Annotated in this window: 18 protein-coding genes; 5 read left to right on the forward strand and 13 right to left on the reverse strand. The window is 67.5% G+C overall.

Annotated elements, in window-relative coordinates; genetic code table 11:
- Positions 1-17: 17 nt before the first annotated feature.
- The 6 genes from AC3B6C_RS03045 to AC3B6C_RS03070 form a co-directional block, all read right to left on the reverse strand.
- Positions 18-995 (reverse strand): quinone oxidoreductase family protein, encoded by a 978-nt coding sequence (locus tag AC3B6C_RS03045; protein WP_488376211.1) that lies wholly within the window; start codon positions 993-995, stop codon positions 18-20.
- A gap of 57 nt (positions 996-1,052) precedes the next feature.
- Positions 1,053-1,940 (reverse strand): HpcH/HpaI aldolase/citrate lyase family protein, encoded by an 888-nt coding sequence (locus AC3B6C_RS03050; RefSeq protein WP_488374874.1) that lies wholly within the window; start codon positions 1,938-1,940, stop codon positions 1,053-1,055.
- Entirely contained in the window at positions 1,937-2,389 is a 453-nt protein-coding gene (locus AC3B6C_RS03055; protein WP_488374875.1) for a MaoC family dehydratase, read from the reverse strand. Before AC3B6C_RS03055 ends, AC3B6C_RS03050 begins: the two co-directional genes overlap by 4 nt.
- Before the next feature lie 104 nt (positions 2,390-2,493).
- Positions 2,494-2,889, reverse strand: a complete 396-nt coding sequence (locus AC3B6C_RS03060; RefSeq protein WP_488374876.1) for a PPOX class F420-dependent oxidoreductase — start codon at positions 2,887-2,889, stop codon at positions 2,494-2,496.
- Complete coding sequence (locus AC3B6C_RS03065; RefSeq protein ID WP_488374877.1) at positions 2,886-3,632, reverse strand: maleate cis-trans isomerase family protein; 747 nt, start codon at positions 3,630-3,632, stop codon at positions 2,886-2,888. The genes AC3B6C_RS03060 and AC3B6C_RS03065 overlap by 4 nt, the downstream gene beginning before the upstream one ends.
- Positions 3,633-3,661: 29 nt before the next feature.
- Positions 3,662-4,267 carry a DNA-3-methyladenine glycosylase I gene (locus tag AC3B6C_RS03070; protein ID WP_014928085.1) on the reverse strand — a complete coding sequence of 202 codons (606 nt, stop codon included), beginning with the start codon at positions 4,265-4,267 and terminating at the stop codon, positions 3,662-3,664.
- Between the two features lie 254 nt (positions 4,268-4,521).
- Here AC3B6C_RS03070 and sigK point away from each other — a divergent pair, with 254 nt between their 5' ends.
- The 3 genes from sigK (at position 4,522) to AC3B6C_RS03085 (ending at position 8,445) form a co-directional block, all read left to right on the forward strand.
- Positions 4,522-5,076, forward strand: a complete 555-nt coding sequence (gene sigK / locus AC3B6C_RS03075; RefSeq protein ID WP_010840798.1) for an ECF RNA polymerase sigma factor SigK — start codon at positions 4,522-4,524, stop codon at positions 5,074-5,076.
- Between the two features lie 317 nt (positions 5,077-5,393).
- Positions 5,394-7,631, forward strand: coding sequence for an NADP-dependent isocitrate dehydrogenase (locus tag AC3B6C_RS03080; protein WP_010840799.1), 2,238 nt, complete (start codon positions 5,394-5,396; stop codon positions 7,629-7,631).
- A gap of 85 nt (positions 7,632-7,716) precedes the next feature.
- Entirely contained in the window at positions 7,717-8,445 is a 729-nt protein-coding gene (locus tag AC3B6C_RS03085) for a mycothiol-dependent nitroreductase Rv2466c family protein (protein WP_488374878.1), read from the forward strand.
- A 10-nt stretch (positions 8,446-8,455) separates the two neighbouring features.
- On the opposite strand, the gene AC3B6C_RS03090 is transcribed toward AC3B6C_RS03085, so the two are convergent.
- Together AC3B6C_RS03090 and AC3B6C_RS03095 are read right to left on the reverse strand one after the other, a co-directional pair.
- A complete protein-coding gene (locus AC3B6C_RS03090) occupies positions 8,456-9,271 on the reverse strand; it encodes an SDR family NAD(P)-dependent oxidoreductase (protein ID WP_010840801.1) in 816 nt (271 codons plus the stop codon).
- 104 nt (positions 9,272-9,375) lie between these two features.
- Complete coding sequence (locus tag AC3B6C_RS03095; protein WP_035716944.1) at positions 9,376-10,473, reverse strand: GIY-YIG nuclease family protein; 1,098 nt, start codon at positions 10,471-10,473, stop codon at positions 9,376-9,378.
- A gap of 109 nt (positions 10,474-10,582) precedes the next feature.
- Between AC3B6C_RS03095 and AC3B6C_RS03100 the strand changes: the two genes are divergently transcribed.
- Positions 10,583-11,164, forward strand: a complete 582-nt coding sequence (locus tag AC3B6C_RS03100; protein ID WP_488374879.1) for a TetR/AcrR family transcriptional regulator — start codon at positions 10,583-10,585, stop codon at positions 11,162-11,164.
- On the forward strand, positions 11,164-12,720 hold the full coding sequence (locus AC3B6C_RS03105; protein WP_488376212.1) for an MFS transporter: 1,557 nt from the start codon (positions 11,164-11,166) through the stop codon (positions 12,718-12,720). The genes AC3B6C_RS03100 and AC3B6C_RS03105 overlap by 1 nt, the downstream gene beginning before the upstream one ends.
- Before the next feature lie 11 nt (positions 12,721-12,731).
- Here the strand turns inward: AC3B6C_RS03105 and AC3B6C_RS03110 are convergent, their stop codons facing one another.
- From AC3B6C_RS03110 to AC3B6C_RS03130, 5 genes are all read right to left on the reverse strand, one after another.
- Positions 12,732-13,655: an ABC transporter substrate-binding protein gene (locus tag AC3B6C_RS03110; RefSeq protein WP_488374880.1), complete on the reverse strand. Its 924-nt coding sequence runs from the start codon at positions 13,653-13,655 to the stop codon at positions 12,732-12,734.
- A 38-nt stretch (positions 13,656-13,693) separates the two neighbouring features.
- Positions 13,694-14,410, reverse strand: a complete 717-nt coding sequence (locus AC3B6C_RS03115; RefSeq protein ID WP_488374881.1) for a class II aldolase/adducin family protein — start codon at positions 14,408-14,410, stop codon at positions 13,694-13,696.
- A gap of 89 nt (positions 14,411-14,499) precedes the next feature.
- Positions 14,500-15,672, reverse strand: a complete 1,173-nt coding sequence (locus tag AC3B6C_RS03120; protein WP_488374882.1) for an LLM class flavin-dependent oxidoreductase — start codon at positions 15,670-15,672, stop codon at positions 14,500-14,502.
- Between the two features lie 18 nt (positions 15,673-15,690).
- Positions 15,691-16,782 carry an LLM class oxidoreductase gene (locus tag AC3B6C_RS03125; protein ID WP_488374883.1) on the reverse strand — a complete coding sequence of 364 codons (1,092 nt, stop codon included), beginning with the start codon at positions 16,780-16,782 and terminating at the stop codon, positions 15,691-15,693.
- Positions 16,782-17,882: an ABC transporter substrate-binding protein gene (locus tag AC3B6C_RS03130; protein WP_488374884.1), complete on the reverse strand. Its 1,101-nt coding sequence runs from the start codon at positions 17,880-17,882 to the stop codon at positions 16,782-16,784. Before AC3B6C_RS03130 ends, AC3B6C_RS03125 begins: the two co-directional genes overlap by 1 nt.
- Positions 17,883-17,885: the final 3 nt, after the last annotated feature.

Genomic DNA, 17,885 nt, shown 5'->3' on the forward strand with positions numbered 1-17,885 from the left:
GCGCGTCGGCCTGCCGGTCACGGGACCAGGATGATCTTCCCGTACGACCACCCGGCCTCCATCGCCCGATGTGCTTCCGCCGCATCCGCGAGCGGGAATGTGCGCGCGATGGGGGGCGGTTGCACCCCGCCCTCCGCGACCAGATCGAGCAATCCGCGGAAATCCTGGGGACCGCCCATGGTCGTGCCCAGCAGGCTGTACTGACCGAAATAGAAGCCGCGCACGTCCATTCGCACCTCTTCGGCGACGTTCGCGCCGAGCACGACCAACCGCCCGCCGGGGCGAAGGGCGTCGACCGATCGATCCCAGAGTCCGACGGGATCAAGCACCACGTCGAATCCCTCGCCCCCGGGCGACAGTCGCTTTGCCTGCGCCGGCCAGTCGTCGGCGCCGTGCAGCACGCCGGAGGCGGCGCCCGCGTGCTGCGCCTGCTCGATCTTGGACGCGGTGGAGCCGGCCACGATCACGTGCGCACCCACGGCCACCGCTATGTGCACGGCCATCGTCGCAACCCCGCCGCCGGCGCCGACGATGAGGAGCGACTCTCCCGCCGTGAGACCCGCACGCGTGATCAGCGCTCGAAAACACGTCACCCCCACCAGCGGCAGGGCGGCCGACTGCTCCCAGGAATAGGAGTCGGGTTTGGGTGCCAGACATTCTTCGGGGACACTGACACGCTCGGCGTAGGTCCCTCTCGTCGTGTCGCCGAGGATCTCCCACTCCGCACCAGGCGCCTGGGATCGATTGCCCCAGAACAGGGATGGCAGAACGAGAACTTCTTCGCCGGTGTCGGCGCGGACACCCGCGCCGTCGGCACCCGGGACATGGGGCAGCGGCGAGTTGTAACGGCCCCGTCGGACGAGCACGTCGTGCCAGTTCAACGCGCTGGCTCGCAGGTCCACGTCGACCCAGCCCGGTCGCGCGGCGGGCGCGTCGATGTTCCCGTACACCAAGGACTCCGGTCCGCCGAACCGGGTCATCATCACCGCACGCATCGCGACCTCCCGCACATTGTCGATTCGGCCCACCACGTCAGAGGGGCACGGGTTCTCCTACGCGTCGGTCGCGGCACGTAGCGCCAGAACACGCTGCGCTTGCCTCAGATGAGGGAGATCGAGCATCCGCCCATCCAGTGCCACCGTGCCGACGTCGGCGGCGAAGGCTTCGACAACGCGTGTCGCGTACTCCACTTCGGCGGCGGTCGGGGTGAAGGCCGCGTTGATGGTGTCCACCTGCGCCGGATGGATCGCGATCCGGCCGCTGAACCCTTCCGCACGAGCGCGGCGCGAGGTCTCGGCGAGGCCCTCATCGTCACGGATGTCGACATACAACGTCTCGACCGCCTCGACGTCGGCGGCCCGCGCACCCATCAGCGTCAGGGACCGGACGAGTTGGTAGGTGTTCTCCCACTGACCATTCGGCGCCAGGTTCGTCGACGCGCCGAGGGCCGCACTCAGGTCCTCGGCGCCCCAGGTGAGTCCATAGAGGCGGGACAGCCCGGCAGCCGCGAAGTCCCCCAGCCGGAACGGCGCGATGGCAGTCTCGGTCGCTACCGGAAGTACCCGAATCGCGCCATTTGCAATGGAATTCGCTGATTCGAGGGCTTCCAGGTAGTGATGGATTCGCACGACGTCGGCCGGCCCGTCGATCTTGGGGATCACCAGTCCGGCCGGCGCCGAGGGCACGACCGCGGCGATGTCCGCCAGCGCGAATCCGGAATCGAGCGGGTTGATCCGCACCCACAGCTGGGGGGATCCGCCATCCGACCGGTGAGACCGGATGAACTCCGCGACCAGTTCGCGCGCAACGTCTTTCCGGCTTCCGCTGACCGCGTCCTCCAGGTCGAGGATCACCGCATCGGCGGTCGACTGTTCGATCTTCGCGAGCTTTTTCTCGCTGTCACCGGGTACGAACAGGAACGAGCGAAGAGGCCTGGTCATGCCGGACGCTTTCGCTGCAGACCACTTCGCTTGCACGAGGCCACGACATCGCCGTGCTGATTGAAGGCCTTGTGCAAGAACACGACGATCCCCTGGTCGGGCCGAGACTTGGATTCGCGCAGTTCGAGTACCTCGGTCACGACGTGGATGGTGTCACCGTGGAACAGCGGCTTGGGGAAACGGACCTCATCCCACCCCAGGTTCGCCACGGCGGTACCGAGGGTGGTGTCGCCGACCGAGATCCCGACCATCAGACCCAGAGTGAAGGCGCTGTTGACGACTCGTTGACCGAATTCGGTCCCCTTCATGTACTCCTCGTCGAGATGGAGCAGCGCGGGGTTGTGGGTCATCGCGGTGAACAGGACATTGTCGGTCTCGGTCACCGTTCGTCGGATCGGATGCTCGAACGTCTGCCCCACGACCAACTCGTCGAACCACACACCAGCCACGTCTCAGTCCCTCCGTCGTTGAACGGTATTATGGTAGGACCTTAAAATTCAGACGTCAATCGCCCGGGTTCTCGCTGCCGCGCCGAATGATCCGGGTCCGGGGGCTACGCAACCGGCGTGATCACGATCCCGACGCTGCCGTGCTTGCCGCGGCGGATCTTGCTGCCGAAGATGCTGATCTTGCCGAGGAGTCCGTACTTGCGAGCGATCGCCTGCTTCACGCGGTCGCTGCCGGCCTCGTCGAGCACCTCGGCGGTACCGCTGACGGGTGCGCCGAAGGTCTTGTTTCCCCGCACATCACAGGCCTGCACGACCACACGGGCGTCGCGCCGCAGACGCTTGACCTTCCAGGAGTCCGCGACGGTCCACATGACCAGGCGGTCGCCGTCGAGCGCCGCCCACAACGGTGAGGTCACCGGGGTTCCGTCCTTGCGGTAGGTCGTCAGGTTCACGTACTTGGCGGTGCCTGCTTCGCCGAATGTCGCCGCGCTCGAGGTCATGCGGCAATGCTACGGGCAAACAGTGCCTGCGCATGGCCGCTCGACGAGCCTGCGGGCCCGGTGAATTCTCCGAGAACCCCGGCGTCGCGGAGGGTCGCCCAGGCGGTGACCTGATTCGCCGACAGGACCGGCTTGCCGAGCTCGTCTTCGAGGCCGGCGAGGATGTCGTAGGTCCACAGGTTGGTGCAGGACACGAAGATGGCATCGGCGTCGGGATGGTCCGCGGCCCGGATGAGATCGGCGGTCACGTGGTACGGGATCGTCCAGATCTCGTGGTCTCGACCGAGTCCGGCCTGCGCCACGACGCTCCGGCCGGACTCGGCGAGGAAGTCACACAGCAATCCGGTGAGAGCCGCGGTGTACGGGGTGGCGACGGAGAGCGTGCCGATGTCCAGCGCGTCGAGTGCGCGGATCAATGCCTCGGAGGTCGTCACCGCCCGGTCGGCACCGGCCGCGACCATGCAGTTCGAGATCTCGAGCGCACCGGCCATCCCGTAGACGAAGCTGCCCGACGCACAGGCGTAGCCGAACGCACGCGGTCGAACCGACGACACGGCTCGCACCGCAGCGGCGATCTCGGCGTGATTGTTCAGGTCGCGACACAGTTCGACGTCGACCGGCGCGTCGATGAAGCCGGTGCGGGTGAAATACAACGACACCGAATCCGGCATCCATCGCCACAGCTCACGATCGAGAGCCATGTCGAACGGACACACCATCCCGATGCCGATCTGGGCCGTCATGCAGGGATGATGACACATTGTCGGATTGTCTACAATTTCTGTGGGTGCGCGTCCCGCAGCGCCGCGTCCACCTCCGCACGGATCACGCAGCCGTATGCGTGGTCGTTCACCATCCCCGTCGCCTGCATGAGGGCGAACATCGTCGTCGGACCGACGAACCGCCAGCCGCGTTTCTTCAAGTCCTTCGACAACGCGACCGACTCGGGTGAGGTCGTCATCGAGCCCGGCACATGGTCCCCGCTCGGCGCGTGACCCCAGAAGTACGACTCCAACGACCCGTGCTCATCGATGAGTTCGACGGCGCGTCGTGCATTGTTGATCGACGCCTCGATCTTGCCGCGGTGCCGGATGATGCCGGCGTCGCCGAGCAGCCGGGTGACGTCGGCATCGGTGAACCGTGCCACCTGCTCGATGTCGAATCCGGCGAACGCCGCACGGAAGTTGTCCCGCTTCATCAGGATGGTCCGCCAGCTCAGCCCTGACTGGAAACCTTCGAGGCAGACGCGTTCGAACAACGCCGTGTCGCCCGCGACCGGGAAACCCCACTCCGTGTCGTGGTAGGTGGTCTCCGGCTCGCGCGCCGCCCACGAGCAGCGCGCCCGGCCGTCGGCGATCGTTATCGTGTCGTCAGGCATGCATGTCCCTCTCGTCGCGAGGAGGCTACTCCGCGACGCCGACATCCCTGCTCATCGCCGGTATGAGGCCTCGATCGCCACCGTTATCTCACCGTTACCAAGCATTGCGAATCCATCCCGTTGTGTCTCGCGATGATCACTTCCGACGGTGGCCCGCCTAGCGTTGGACACATCGCATCGCAGGACACCCCGGGCAGTGATCGCCGGAGCGGACTCCGAGAGCGTCACCAACATCTGCGGCAAGGAGCTTCGTGATGAAAGACACCGATCTGAGCGCCCTCCTCGCCCGGGTGGCGACCGGCGACATGGACGCGTTCGCGCAGTTCTACGACGCAACCTGTGACCGCGTCTACGGCATGACGCTGCGCGTGCTCCGCGACCCGGGGTACAGCGAAGAGGCAACGCAGGAAACCTTCCTCGCGGTCTGGCGCAACGCCGATGCCTACGACGCCGCCTCCGGTTCGGCACTCTCCTGGATTCTGACGCTCGCGCACCGCCGCGCCGTCGACCGCGTCCGGTCGGAGTCCGCCGCGACCCGCCGCACCGTCGCCTACGGCATCGCCGACACCGGCCGCGAGATCGACGAGGTCAGCGAGTCGGTGGAGCGGCGCGAGATCGCCCGTCTCATCCACACCGGCCTGGAGACACTCACCCCGCTGCAGCGACAGGCGATCGAACTCGCCTACTTCCACGGACTCACCTACCGGGAGGTCGCCGAACACCTCGAGGTGGCCCTGCCGACCGTCAAGTCCCGGATCCGCGACGGCCTGATCCGGCTCCGGCAGACCGTCCCCGGCCGCGCCGCCTGACACCTCCCGTTCCACCGTTCCGACCGACCCCGCTCGCCGGCGACCACGCCACCCGAGTGGGGTCGACTCATGTCCAGACCAGGACAGAAACCGCTGTGTCGTCGGCCACACAAAATTTGGGACTCAGGCCAGGTCACAGCCGTTAGCACCACGCGTTCTGTCCGATTCCACCCACCACGTCTCCCGTCGCCCGGTGAGGACAGGCAAAATCATGGGTGGATGTCACACGAGTCCATCCCCGTCGTGATATCGGTAAAGCCGGACCCACAAGGCCGCACACTGCAGCGTCAACCAAGACAGAATCGAGAACACATCGCATGAGTGCCGAACAGCCGACCATCATCTATACGCTGACCGACGAGGCACCCATGCTCGCCACTCACGCGTTTCTGCCGGTGGTGCGTACGTTCGCCGGAGCGGCTGGGATCGCCATCGAGACGAGTGACATCTCGGTCGCGGCTCGCATCCTCGCCGAGTTCTCCGACCTCCTGCCCGACGACCAGAAGGTCACCGACAATCTCGGTGAGCTCGGCAAACTGACACAGGCTCCCGACACGAACATCATCAAGCTCCCGAACATCAGCGCGTCGGTTCCGCAGCTCCTCGCCGCCATCAAGGAACTGCAGGAGAAGGGATACGACCTCCCCGACTTCCCCGGCAACCCGAAGACCGACGAAGAACGCGCGATCCGCGACCGGTACACCAAGTGCCTGGGCAGCGCGGTCAATCCCGTTCTGCGCGAGGGTAATTCCGATCGCCGCGCACCCAAGGCGGTCAAGGAGTACGCCCGGAAGCACCCGCACAGCATGGGCGAGTGGTCGATGGCGTCGCGCACCCACGTCGCCCACATGCGTGAAGGCGATTTCTACCACGGCGAGAAGTCGATGACCGTCTCCGGAGACCGCAAGGTCAAGATGGAGCTGCTCACCGACTCCGGCGAGACCCTCGTCCTCAAGCCCGAGGTGTCGCTGACCGACGGTGACGTCATCGACAGCATGTTCATGAGCAAGAAGGCCCTGATCGCGTTCTACGAGGAGCAGATCGAGGACGCCTACAAGACCGGCGTGATGTTCTCGCTGCACGTCAAGGCCACCATGATGCGGGTCTCGCACCCCATCGTCTTCGGGCATGCGGTGAAGGTCTTCTACCGCGAGGCGTTCGAGAAGCACGGCGAACTCTTCGACGAGCTCGGCGTCAACGTCAACAACGGTCTGTCGGATCTCTACAGCAAGATCGAGTCGCTGCCCAGCGCGCAGCGCGAGGAGATCATCGACGACCTGCACAAGTGCCACGAGCATCGCCCCGAGCTGGCGATGGTCGACTCGGCCCGCGGCATCACCAACTTCCACTCCCCCAGCGACGTCATCGTCGACGCCTCGATGCCGGCCATGATCCGCGCCGGCGGCAAGATGTACGGCGCCGACGGACGGCTCAAGGACACCAAGGCCGTCAACCCGGAGTCGACCTTCTCCCGCATCTACCAGGAGATGATCAACTTCTGTAAGACCAACGGGCAGTTCGACCCCACCACGATGGGCACTGTCCCCAACGTCGGCCTGATGGCGCAGAAGGCCGAGGAGTACGGCTCACACGACAAGACCTTCGAGGTCCCCGCGGGCGGCACCGCCAACATCACCGATCTCGAGACCGGCGAGGTGCTGCTGACCCAGACCGTCGAGGAGGGTGACATCTGGCGTCTGTGCATCGTCAAGGACGCCCCGATCCAGGACTGGATCAAGCTGGCCGTCAACCGGTGCCGCGATTCCGGGATGCCGGTCCTCTTCTGGCTCGACCCGTACCGCCCGCACGAGAACGAGCTGATCAAGAAGGTTCACAAGTACCTGCCCGACCACGACACCGAGGGCCTCGACATCCAGATCATGTCGCAGGTCCGCGCGATGCGGTACACCCTCGAGCGCGTCGTCCGTGGCCTGGACACGATCTCGGCCACGGGCAACATCCTGCGCGACTACCTCACCGACCTGTTCCCGATCCTGGAGCTGGGCACCAGCGCCAAGATGCTGTCCATCGTCCCGCTGATGGCCGGTGGCGGACTCTACGAGACCGGCGCGGGCGGCTCGGCACCCAAGCACGTCAAGCAGCTCATCGAGGAGAACCACCTCCGGTGGGACTCGCTCGGAGAGTTCCTCGCGCTCGCGGTGAGCCTGGAGGACGTGGGCAAGAAGTTCGACGACAAGCGCGCCGTCATCCTCGCGAAGGCCCTCGACACCGCCACCGGCAAGCTGCTCGAGAACGACAAGGGACCGTCGCGCAAGACCGGCGAACTCGACAACCGCGGCAGCCAGTTCTACCTGGCGCTCTACTGGGCACAGGAACTCGCCGCGCAGACCGAGGATTCCGACCTCGCGAAGCACTTCGCCTCGCTGGCCGAGACCCTCGCCGCCAACGAGGACAAGATCGTCGAGGAGCTCAACTCGGTGCAGGGTGAGCAGGTCGACATCGGTGGTTACTACTACCCCGACTGGGACAAGACCGCCGCCGTCATGCGTCCGAGCACGACGTTCAACGAGGCACTCGCGAGCGCCCAGCGCTGATCGTCGTACCGCCGCGGGCGGGAGAGGTTGTCACGACACCTCTCCCGCCCGCGTCGGCTTTCTTCGTCGGCTACCGTCGGGACGCATGACCGACGCCGACGTCAACTTCTACTTCGACCCCGTCTGCCCGTTCGCGTGGATGACGAGCAAATGGGTGCGAAAGGTGCAGTCCCAGCGCGACTACACGGTCGACTGGCGGTTCATCTCGTTACGCCTGCTGAATGCGCACGTCGACTACGACGCTCAGTTCCCACCGGAGTACGAGGCCGGACACACGGCCGGGTTACGACTGCTGCGGGCCGCGGCGAGCATCCGCGGCGACCACGGGCGAGCTGCCATCGGCCCGCTCTACGAGGCGCTGGGCACGCGGATCTTCGACGCACACACCGGTTCTTACACGGTCGACGACACCGACTTCCGCGGTACCGCGGACTTCCTCGGACCGGTCCTCGACGAGCTCGAGTTGCCCGCGCATCACCTGAACGCACTCGACGACACCGGCTTCGACGCCGAGATCCAGGCCGAGACCGATCAGGCCCTGACCTTGACCGGGCGCGACGTGGGTACGCCGATCATCCACTTCCGGCCACCGGACGGAGTTGCGTTCTTCGGGCCCGTGATCAGCCGCCTACCCGGCGACGACGAGGCGATCACGTTGTGGGATCACGTGATCGGACTGGCGAGTTTCCCCGGCTTCGCCGAGCTCAAGCGCAGCCTGCGGGAGAAGCCACAGTTGCGTGCCTTCGGCGTGACCGATGACGAGACGGGCGCCGAGGAGGACTGGCACGGCGGGAGCCGACGCCTCGAGAAGTAGCGAGCTGGTTCTACTTGAACGGGTTGAGCGTCCGGCCGAGGAAGTACTGGATACCCGGCGGAATGGGCCGCACGGCCGCAGTGGCCAGCTTGTTCACCATCCCCGTCACGCACACCGCGTCGCCTTTCATCACCGCGTTCCACCCTTCGGCCACGACGTCTTCGGGGTCTTGCCACAGCACACCCGGCAATCGATCGGCGGTCTGACGGGTCTCCGCGCCCATCGCATCGTGGAACTCGCTCCTGGTGAATCCGGGACAGAGCGCCGTCACGTGGATACCGTGCGGCTTCAGTTCCATGTCCAGGGATTGGGACATCAGCAGTACATAGGACTTGATGGCGCTGTAGAGCAGGCCCTCCGCGGGAGGCAACATCGCCGTGATGGAGGACAGGTTCACGATCCGCCCCCACTGCCGCTCCTTCATCCCCGGAAGCACTCGATGGGACAGTTCGGTCAGTGAGGTCAGCATCAACTGCAGCTGGCCTCCCACCTCCTCCCACGGCGTCTCGGCGAACTTGGTGCTGAGGGACATCCCGGCGTTGTTGATCAGCACATCGATGCCCAGCCCGGCCTCCTCGGCGTGCTCGATGATCGCGCCCGGTGTCGCGGGGTCGGACAGGTCCCCGGCGAAGACCTCGCATCGGACACCGTGTTCTCGACCCAGTCGCTCGGACAACTCGTCGAGCCGGTCCGCCCGACGCGCAACCAGCATGAGGTCGTATCCCTCCGCGGCGAGGTGCGCTGCGAACGTCTTGCCGATACCCGCGGAGGCGCCGGTGATCAGGGCGGTGCGGCGGTCTGGTGTCGCGCGGCGATCTGGTGACATGGGGTGGCCTTCTGTCGACGGACGATGCCGCGAGTTCTACCAGGCCGCACGCCCCGGCTCTGGACGACGAAGCGGATTTGTTCCATCGGGGGTGAGGCCGGGGTTCAGGGAACGTGTCCGTAGGGGTGCCACCCGGACGGGTTCCACTTCCCGCCGCGCTCCTGCCGCACCTCCCGGAGACTCGTGCCCACGTATCGGGCTTCGAGCTCCGCGTCGGGTTTGCCGGTGTACACCCATCGCTTCGGGTCGAGATTGCCCTCGGCGTCGCGATAGGACTCCCAGTAGTCGACGCGGTGGACCGCGCGGACGAGATCATCGGCGAAGACCAGCACGGGCAGGTCGGGCACGGTCCGGTGCGGCCCGGCGCGCCAGGCGCTGCGGGAATGTTCGTAGATGACGTCGGCGGTCGCGTCGCTACGAGCCGATGCGTCGACCTTCACCAGCACGCACGGGTCCGGCAGCGGCGGCGACACCGGCGCCGCGTATCGCAGGACGAGCTCCTCGATGCGCCAGGGCCCGGGCGCATCCGGCGCGGCCGGTAGGTCCGATGCGGCCAGGGCGGCGACGTCGAGCCCGGAGCGTCTCAGCGAAAGAGCATGCAGTTCAGCCGAATCGGCGCTGCCGATGCCGTATCGCAGTATCCAGTGCTCGACGCCGAACCCATCGGCATCGATGTCGCGGATGCGTTCGGAGATCGCGTCCGCGATATCGGCCGGGTCGTCATCACCGACGACGTCGGCCGGATCGGGAACGACCCCCGCCAGCGCGGCAGCCGAGTAGCGGTGCACGCGGTCACCGCGGCCCGCGCCGACGTGGAACAAGGAGGCGTCGCGCGGATCGACGAGGGCGTACACGTACACCCCGAGAGCCGACTGGGCCTCGTGCGGAACCGGCTTCGGCGGACCGGGCGGCGGGACCGCGACCGGCCGCAACAGGGCGAGCACCTCGTCGACGACCGACGGCCGGACGCCCAGCCCGCCGCCGGTGACCCCGCCGAAGACGACCTCACCGGCTCGCTCCCGGTCGACGAACCGCCGGCCGGCGAAACGGTCGACGGCGCGCACGACGTCGGCGACCTCGGCACGTCGCGCCGCCGCACCGCGCGACGCCGTCCGCTCGTCGTCCGGATCGAGCATCTCCGCGAAGGCCGACGACGAGAGGAAGGCCTCGAGGGCCGTCCGGGGCAGCTCGACCGCATCCATCCTGCGTACCGCCATGGTCGCATGATGCCAGCACTTGACCACGAACACCGACAAGCATTAATGTACTTTTGTACATGTACATACGTACATTATTCTCGAGAGGACAGTCATGACGGAGGCCACGGCCCGCCGCCGAGATCCCGAGGAACGCCGTCGGACGATCATCGAGGCAGCCGCCACCCTGATCACCGAGGTCGGCTCGGACGGTCTCACACACCGACTCGTCGCCCGACGTGCCGGCGTGCCACTCGGTTCGACGACGCAGTACTTCGCCACGCTCGACGATCTGCGCGAGGCAGCGCTCGCCCGCCTGGCCGATGACATCGACTCCGGACTTGCCGAGGTCGCGGAGACACTCGACGAACACGGGCCCTCGGCCGCGGTCTTCGCCGAGGCGCTCCACGAGTACATGTCCGACGAACGGCTGATCCGCGCCGACCTCGCACTCGTGTCGGCTGCGGTGATCGACCCCTCGCTGCGTCCGCTCGCGGTCCGCTGGCCCGACGGACTGGTCGAGATGCTGGCGCCGCGCGTCGGTCACACGGCCGCCCGCGCGATCGCCGCCTACACCGACGGGGTGGCGATGCACGCACTCCTCTACGGGACACCGCTGTCCATCGACGACCTGACCGCCGCCCTGACAGCGCTCACCGGGCTGATTTCTCCGACCGACGAGAACCGGAGCCGATGATGACGCAACCCCCGTCGACGACCAGTTCGTCGAAAGGCACCGCACCGGGCCTGTCCTTCCGGCGCCGATGGGCGTCGGCCGCTGTGCTGTCGGCCAGCCTGCTGGTGATCACGGTCGACCTGACGATCCTCAACGTCGCGCTGCCCGATCTGGCCGCCGACCTGCGCCCGACCGCCGATCAGCAGCTGTGGATCATCGACGCCTACTCTCTTGTCCTGGCCGGCCTGCTGCTCTCTATGAGCTCGCTGGCCGACCGGTGGGGCCGAAAGCGGATGCTGGTCACCGGCTTCGCAGTGTTCGGCGGCGCCTCGGCACTGGTCCTGCTGGCTGATTCGCCCGGCGCGGTGATCGCGGTGCGGGTGCTGCTGGGCGTGGGCGGCGCGATGATCATGCCGACCACGTTGTCGTTGCTGCGCAGCATCTTCACCGACCCCGCCGAGCGCGCCACCGCCCTCGGGCTGTGGGCCGCGGTGTCAGGTCTCGGCGCCGCAGTCGGCCCGATCGTCGGCGGTGTTCTCCTCGAGTACTTCTCGTGGCGAGCCGCGTTCCTGGTCAACGTCCCGCTGATGGTCATCGCGATCGTCGCCGCCCTGGTGATCCTGCCCGAGTCCAAGCACCCGCAACCCGGCCGGTGGGACGCCGTCGGTGCCCTGATGTCGATCGCCGGCATGGTCGCACTGGTCTGGGCGATCAAGCGGTTCGCCAAAGAAGAGAGCCTCCTCGCGCCGGCCGCCTGGACGGCCCTCCTCGGCGCGGTCCTCATCCTGACCCTGTTCGTGCGACGCTGCCTGCGTCGCACGGAACCACTGCTCGACATCTCCCTGTTCCGCAGCCGCCCGTTCAGCGCGGGCGTCCTCGCCGCGCTCGGTTCGATGTTCGGACTCGCCGCGGCACTGCTGCTGCTGGCCCAATGGCTCCAGCTGGTCGAGGGACACTCCCCGATCGCGGCCGGTGTCCGCTTGCTGCCGGTGGCGGGGGCGGCGATGGTCTCCTCGATGATCGCCGCCCCGCTGTCCCGCATGGTCGGCGCGCGCGCCGTCGTGGCCGGCGGCATCGGCATCGCCGGTGTCGGCATGGCGCTGATGTCGGTCGGTTCAGACGGCCTCGGCTACGGCACGGTCGCCGTCGCCCAGGTGCTCGTCGGATTCGGCATCGGCTCGCTGGCGATCGCGTCGGCGATGATCATGGCCGGCACCCCGGATGCCAAGGCGGGCAATGCCGCCGCGCTGGAGGAGACCGCGTACGACCTCGGCAACGTGCTCGGCGTCGCCATCCTCGGCAGCGTCGCCTCGATCCTGTACCGGTCCACGCTGACGACCGACCCGATCCCCGGAGTTCCCACCGAGGCGACCGAGGCGGCCGCCGAATCCCTCGGCGCTGCCATGGGTCTGGCCGAGTCGACCGGCGCCCCTGCTCTCGCCGAGCGGGCGGCGACGGCGTTCACCGACGCCATGCAGGAGACGAGCCTGATCGGCGGACTCACACTCATCGTCGTCGCCGTGGCCGTTTTCGCGCTCGTGCCTCGCGGCACGGATGTCACGGCCGCGAAGCACTGAGTCGGACGCCCTCAGCCCGCCACGACCGCCCCGACGGACGGCAGAACGGCATCACGCACCCGGACCTGTTGCGGGAGCAGACCGTTCGCGTGGAGGAGGTCGGCGGCACGCTGCTGCTCGTCGAGGAAGTCCTCCGTGACCGGCCCGATTCCGAACGGCCGGTTTCGGATCGCGGCCTCCCAGGCATCGAGACTGGCGTCCCCGCCGCGGTCGACCACGTCACGGACGAAATACTCGGCCGCCTCGCGTGGGTGATCGACGATCCATTGATCCGATTCACGCAGCGCGTCGACGATCGCGGCCAGTTCCTCGGGACGCTGTTCGGCGAAGTCGCGCCGCGTGAACCACAGCGACGGGTGACTGAACAGTCCCTCGGTGTCGATCAATGTCCGGAGTTCGAGGTCGCGTTCGACGGCGGCCAGACCGGGGTAGGCGCCGACCCAGGCGTCGATCGTGCCGTCGCGGAAGAGGTCGGCACCATCGGTCACCGAGGTGTTGACGGGCACGATGTCGCGCCACGCCAACCCCACCGAGTCGAGCGCGAACAGCAGCAGGGTCGTCTGCCACGAACCGTGGGCGATGCCCACCCGCTTGCCCTTCAGTGCGGCCACCGAGTCGATGTCGGAGTCGGCCTTCACCACGAGACGCCCGTTCTCGGTGCGCGGTCCGGACACCCCGACGTAGACGAGGTCGCGCCCCTGCGCCAGGCCGGTGATCGGTGGCGTGAAACCCGTGCCGATGAAGTCATAGCCGCCCTCGGTGAACAGCCAGTCCGAATGCAGGGTGGGCAGGCCGGTGGTCGGGTCCGGCTCCGGGCTCGCAGGCAGACCGCGCAGGTCGACCCACTCGACGTCGATGCGCTGTTCGAGGATGCCCCGGTGCCGGAGTACGAACAGGGAGTTGTTGTGCGGGAAGTACCCGACTCGTATGGTCATTGTCTCTCCTCGGGAGTGTTCGGGGTGGCTGGCGCGGCTCAGAGTTCGGGGATCAGACCGCGCTCGCGCGCCTCGGGGAGCAGGCCGCTGCGCTTCCACTGCACCTCGAGGTTGGTGGGATGGAACTCCGCCGACCCACCGAGTCCTTCGGCGATCGCCTGGAACTGGGCACCCTCCTCCAGCAGGACGATGAACTTCGCGGTGTCGAGCAGACCCTTTCGCCCGATGACGTTCGAGCCGCCATTGGCCTCGAAGATCGCGGCGAGATGCGGATCCTCCTGTAGGCGCTCGAGGATGAACTCCGACGCCGGCTGGTGACGGTTGATGTGCGGCGGGATCGCCCGGGACAGCGTGAGCCGCTGGGAGGCCGCGTACCGGATCGGCAGCGTCCGGTGGGTCTGCGCCCAGGCACCCAGCCACGGCGTGTGGATGTGCACGACGGTCGTGATGTCCTCGTGGGCGCGGAACACCGGCGCATAGGACGTGACGAAACCCGCTGCGCCCGAACCGGACAGGATCTCGCCATCGAAGGTCGCCACCACGGGGTGCACGGTCAGGTCGTCGGCCCAGGGACCCGGATCGTTCAGCGCGACGGCGATCTCGCGCCCGGGGACACGCTCGACGAAGTTCGCGGTCCCGTTCGCCGACACGGTTCCGGTGGTACGGAACACGTCGAACGCCTTCTGCGCGTGCTCGGTCGCCTCGGCGACGAATTCGGCGACCTCACGGTCGAGTCCGGTCTCTACGGTGGTCATGATCTCTCCTTGCGATGAAATAGGTTGTCTGGCTTCGAGTTGGGTCGTGCGGCAGGGGTTGTGTGGCAGCGGGTTCTGTGGCAGGGGCTTCAGGCCACGCCCAGGGCGGAATCGGTCGTGCTCTCGGCACGGCCGAGCCGCGACCGCCCAAGGAGCGGAAGGACTTCTTCGCCCACGCGATAGGCCTCCTCGAGGTGCGGGTTACCCGCCAGGATGAAGGCGTCGACACCGAGGTCGATCAGTTCGTCGAGCCGTTCGGCGACCTGTTCGTAGCTGCCGACCAGTCCGAACGCCGGCCCGCCGCGCATCAGGCTGAAACCACACCACACGTTGGGCTGGACCTCGAGATCGGTGTAGTCGGTGATGTTCTCGGGCACCCAGCCCTTGATCCGGCCCGCGCCGACGGAGTCTCCCTGCGCCTGGCGGTTTGCCGCGGCACGGTCGACGTGCTGCCAGCCTTCGGCGATCTCGGCCCACGCCGCCTCGGCGGTGTGCCGGGCGAGGATGTCGATGCGCACCGCGAAGCGTGGACGGCGACCCAGCCGCGCCGCGTGCTCACGCACCCCGTCGAACTTGGCACGCAGGTCGGCGAAGGGTTCGAGCCAGGACAAGTAGTAGTCGGCGTGACTGCCTGCGGCGTTGACCGCGGCGCCGGACGAACCGGAGAAATAGATCTCCGGGAACGGCGTCTGTGCGAGTTGCGGTGGGAGGAGCGCGCCCTCGGTGGAGAAGAAGTCACCGTCGTAGTCGAACGGTTCACTCCCCCACACGCCCTTGAGGACGTCGAGGAACTCACTGGTCCGGCGGTAACGGTCGTCGTGGGCGACCTTGTCACCCCACCACAGTTGAGCCGGGCCGCCGCCCCCGCTGATGATGTTGTAGACGAGGCGTCCCCCGGTCGCGCGCTGCAGACTGGCCGACATCCGGGCGGCCTGCAGCGGATGCAGGAAACCCGGCTGGAACGCGACCATGAACCGATAGGTGCTGGTCTCCCGTGCCAGTGCCGCTGCTGCCGCCCACGGATCGTCGGTCCCGGGGAACGACGGCAGCAGACCGCCGACGAAGCCCGCGCTCTCCGATGCCTTGGCCACGGCCGCCATATGGTCGATGTAGCTGTAGGAGTCGCGTTCTCCCGCACGGATCGCCGGCGTCAGGTTGCCCGGCTGGACTCCGCGCCAGTCGCCACGGTTGAGCCGGCGTGGCGTCCGCAGGGTGGCATGATCGCCACCCATGCCTATCCGCCAGTAGAAGTCGATGCTCATGAGATCTCCGCTCGTCGATCAGGACAGGACGCGATTGCGTTCGTCGGCCCGGAAGAGCAGGTGCTCGGTGTTCCGGTTGAGTTCCTCGATATTCGGGATGCCGGACAGGACGAATCGTACGAAACCCTGTCCGGTGAGGTCGACGATCCGTTGCGCGACATCGTCATACGAGCCGACCAGACCGATCGGGTGCCGATGGCCGATCCGGTCGAACCCGGCGAAGGCGAGGTCGTCGACCCAGAGATCCTCCGCGCGGGTGTCGGCGTCGTCGCCGTAGGCGTCCCGCCATTGGCGGCGGAGGCGTTGCACTGCCTCGTCTTTCGTCGCCCGCGCGATCACCGGTAGATACAGGCCGGCCTCCACTGTCCGCCCGAGGGCTGATGCCCGGTCGGCGAGCGGCCCGATCGGCGGTGCCGCACCCGTCGAGGACAACTCGAACAGATGGATGTCGCCGTGTTCGGCCGACAGTGCTAGCGCCTCGTCACTCTCCCCGGTCAGGCGGACCGTCGGGAAACGGTGGCCGTGCACCGACCGGTCCAACCCGCCGTCGGTGACCTCGTAGAACTCCCCCACGTGGTTGAATTCGCCACCGTCGAAACCGCCCTGGCGGGCTCCGGCGCCGTCCCATACGCCTTTGGCAACGGTCAGGAACTCCGCCGCCCGACGATATCGCTGCGCGTCGGTCAGTCGATCTCCGCGAGCGCGATTGTCCGCGGCGTCGGTCAGCACACGCAGCTGCCACTGCAGCCGGTCACCCGAGTTCCGCTGCAGGGTCGCCGACACCTTGGCCGCGTAGACGGGCGTCCCGAATCCGGGATGGAACTCGACGGCGACGCGCGCATGCCGCGTGCGTCGCAACGCGATTCCCGCGAGAATCCACGATTCCTCGCCCGCGGGGTCATACGGGGCGACCACGGTGTCGTAACCGGCGGTGTCGATCGCGGTGATGACCTGCTCGGTCGGGTCGAACGGATCCCACCGGCCGCCCGTACGGAGGTCGGTGGCCACCGGCGACCCGGGCGCGGGTGCCCAGCCACCGCGGTGACGCGCGGCCGGGCCGACGTGCCGGCTGTCTCCGCGGGTGGGCACCTCCCATTCGAAGGCGACCATCACTCTCCCCCGGAGTCGGCCGCAGCCGCCGTGGCGGAGCCGATCTCGTCCAGCGCGCGACGCAGCGGCTCCGGATCGACCCAGCTCTCGATGTCGAAGTCGGCGGGGAGGAATCCGTATGTGTAGAGGAAGCGCTTCTGGATTCCCAGCAGGTCCAGCCGCTCCTCGGACAGCGACGGGTGCAACGAGGTGTGGAAGTCGTCCCCGTATGCCGCCACGACACCATCGGGTCCCGAGAAGGTCTCCCGCGCCAGCACTTCGCGGACCCTACCCAGGTTTCCGGCGGCCCAGTCCGCCGCACGGAGGCTCGCGGCGAGGAAGCCGACGACGACCTCGGGATGCTCCTGCAGCAGGGACTCGTGCACGGTGATCGGCCGCGGGGTGCCGTTGTTCACCCGCGACCGCCTCGACTCGGTCGAGTCGAGATCGACGAGGACACGCAGGCCGTGCTCGGCGGCGGCCTCGGCAGCGCGCGCACCCTTCACGTAGATGGCGTCGACGTCGCCGTTGAGGAGTTCGGGAAATCCCGACGGCACCGATCGCAACCGGTCGGCCTCCGCGGTGCGTACGCGTGGTTCCCAATTGCCCGCCGTCTCGACCACGATGACGTCGGCGAACGACAGCCCACTGAGTGCCAGCGCGGAGGCGAAGCCGTGCAACGACATCGCGCGGGGAAAGCTGCGTGCCTGGTCGACCGCCCACGCCGGAATCCCGACCCGTCTGCCGCGAAGCCCGGCGGCATCGTCGATGTCGGAGTCGGGTCCCACGAGAATCGACTGCGACTCGTCGATCCAGGTGAGTCCGATCAGCCGGGTCGGCGATCCGGACGCGCGGGCGACGATCGCCGGCACGTTGCCGCCTTCACGGATGAGTCCCGAGAGCTGGTGGTCGAAGTGGCGGGGGGCGAGCTCGGCGCCGGCATCTTGCAGGATCGAGAAGCCCAGCCCCGCAGCCGATGCCGGCTCGCCGAGCCAGCCCAGGCTGTTGGCCAGACCGCTCGCGGTGGGGACCGGGCACCGGGTGTACCAGACGGTGTCGGAATCCGGTGAGATCACCGGGGTGGTAGGGGTGTGGTCGGTGGTCGCGCTGTCGATGGTCATCGG

The organism is Gordonia sp. 11cp (assembly GCF_057767225.1).

Coding starts and splice junctions, on each gene's coding strand:
- AC3B6C_RS03045 (WP_488376211.1), bottom strand. CDS start 995: ATGCGTGCGGTGATGATGACCCGGTTCGGCGGACCGGAGTCCTTGGTG.
- AC3B6C_RS03050 (WP_488374874.1), bottom strand. CDS start 1,940: ATGACCAGGCCTCTTCGCTCGTTCCTGTTCGTACCCGGTGACAGCGAG.
- AC3B6C_RS03060 (WP_488374876.1), bottom strand. CDS start 2,889: ATGACCTCGAGCGCGGCGACATTCGGCGAAGCAGGCACCGCCAAGTAC.
- AC3B6C_RS03065 (WP_488374877.1), bottom strand. CDS start 3,632: ATGACGGCCCAGATCGGCATCGGGATGGTGTGTCCGTTCGACATGGCT.
- AC3B6C_RS03070 (WP_014928085.1), bottom strand. CDS start 4,267: ATGCCTGACGACACGATAACGATCGCCGACGGCCGGGCGCGCTGCTCG.
- sigK (WP_010840798.1), top strand. CDS start 4,522: ATGAAAGACACCGATCTGAGCGCCCTCCTCGCCCGGGTGGCGACCGGC.
- AC3B6C_RS03080 (WP_010840799.1), top strand. CDS start 5,394: ATGAGTGCCGAACAGCCGACCATCATCTATACGCTGACCGACGAGGCA.
- AC3B6C_RS03085 (WP_488374878.1), top strand. CDS start 7,717: ATGACCGACGCCGACGTCAACTTCTACTTCGACCCCGTCTGCCCGTTC.
- AC3B6C_RS03090 (WP_010840801.1), bottom strand. CDS start 9,271: ATGTCACCAGATCGCCGCGCGACACCAGACCGCCGCACCGCCCTGATC.
- AC3B6C_RS03095 (WP_035716944.1), bottom strand. CDS start 10,473: ATGGATGCGGTCGAGCTGCCCCGGACGGCCCTCGAGGCCTTCCTCTCG.
- AC3B6C_RS03100 (WP_488374879.1), top strand. CDS start 10,583: ATGACGGAGGCCACGGCCCGCCGCCGAGATCCCGAGGAACGCCGTCGG.
- AC3B6C_RS03105 (WP_488376212.1), top strand. CDS start 11,164: ATGACGCAACCCCCGTCGACGACCAGTTCGTCGAAAGGCACCGCACCG.
- AC3B6C_RS03110 (WP_488374880.1), bottom strand. CDS start 13,655: ATGACCATACGAGTCGGGTACTTCCCGCACAACAACTCCCTGTTCGTA.
- AC3B6C_RS03115 (WP_488374881.1), bottom strand. CDS start 14,410: ATGACCACCGTAGAGACCGGACTCGACCGTGAGGTCGCCGAATTCGTC.
- AC3B6C_RS03120 (WP_488374882.1), bottom strand. CDS start 15,672: ATGAGCATCGACTTCTACTGGCGGATAGGCATGGGTGGCGATCATGCC.
- AC3B6C_RS03125 (WP_488374883.1), bottom strand. CDS start 16,782: ATGGTCGCCTTCGAATGGGAGGTGCCCACCCGCGGAGACAGCCGGCAC.
- AC3B6C_RS03130 (WP_488374884.1), bottom strand. CDS start 17,882: ATGACCATCGACAGCGCGACCACCGACCACACCCCTACCACCCCGGTG.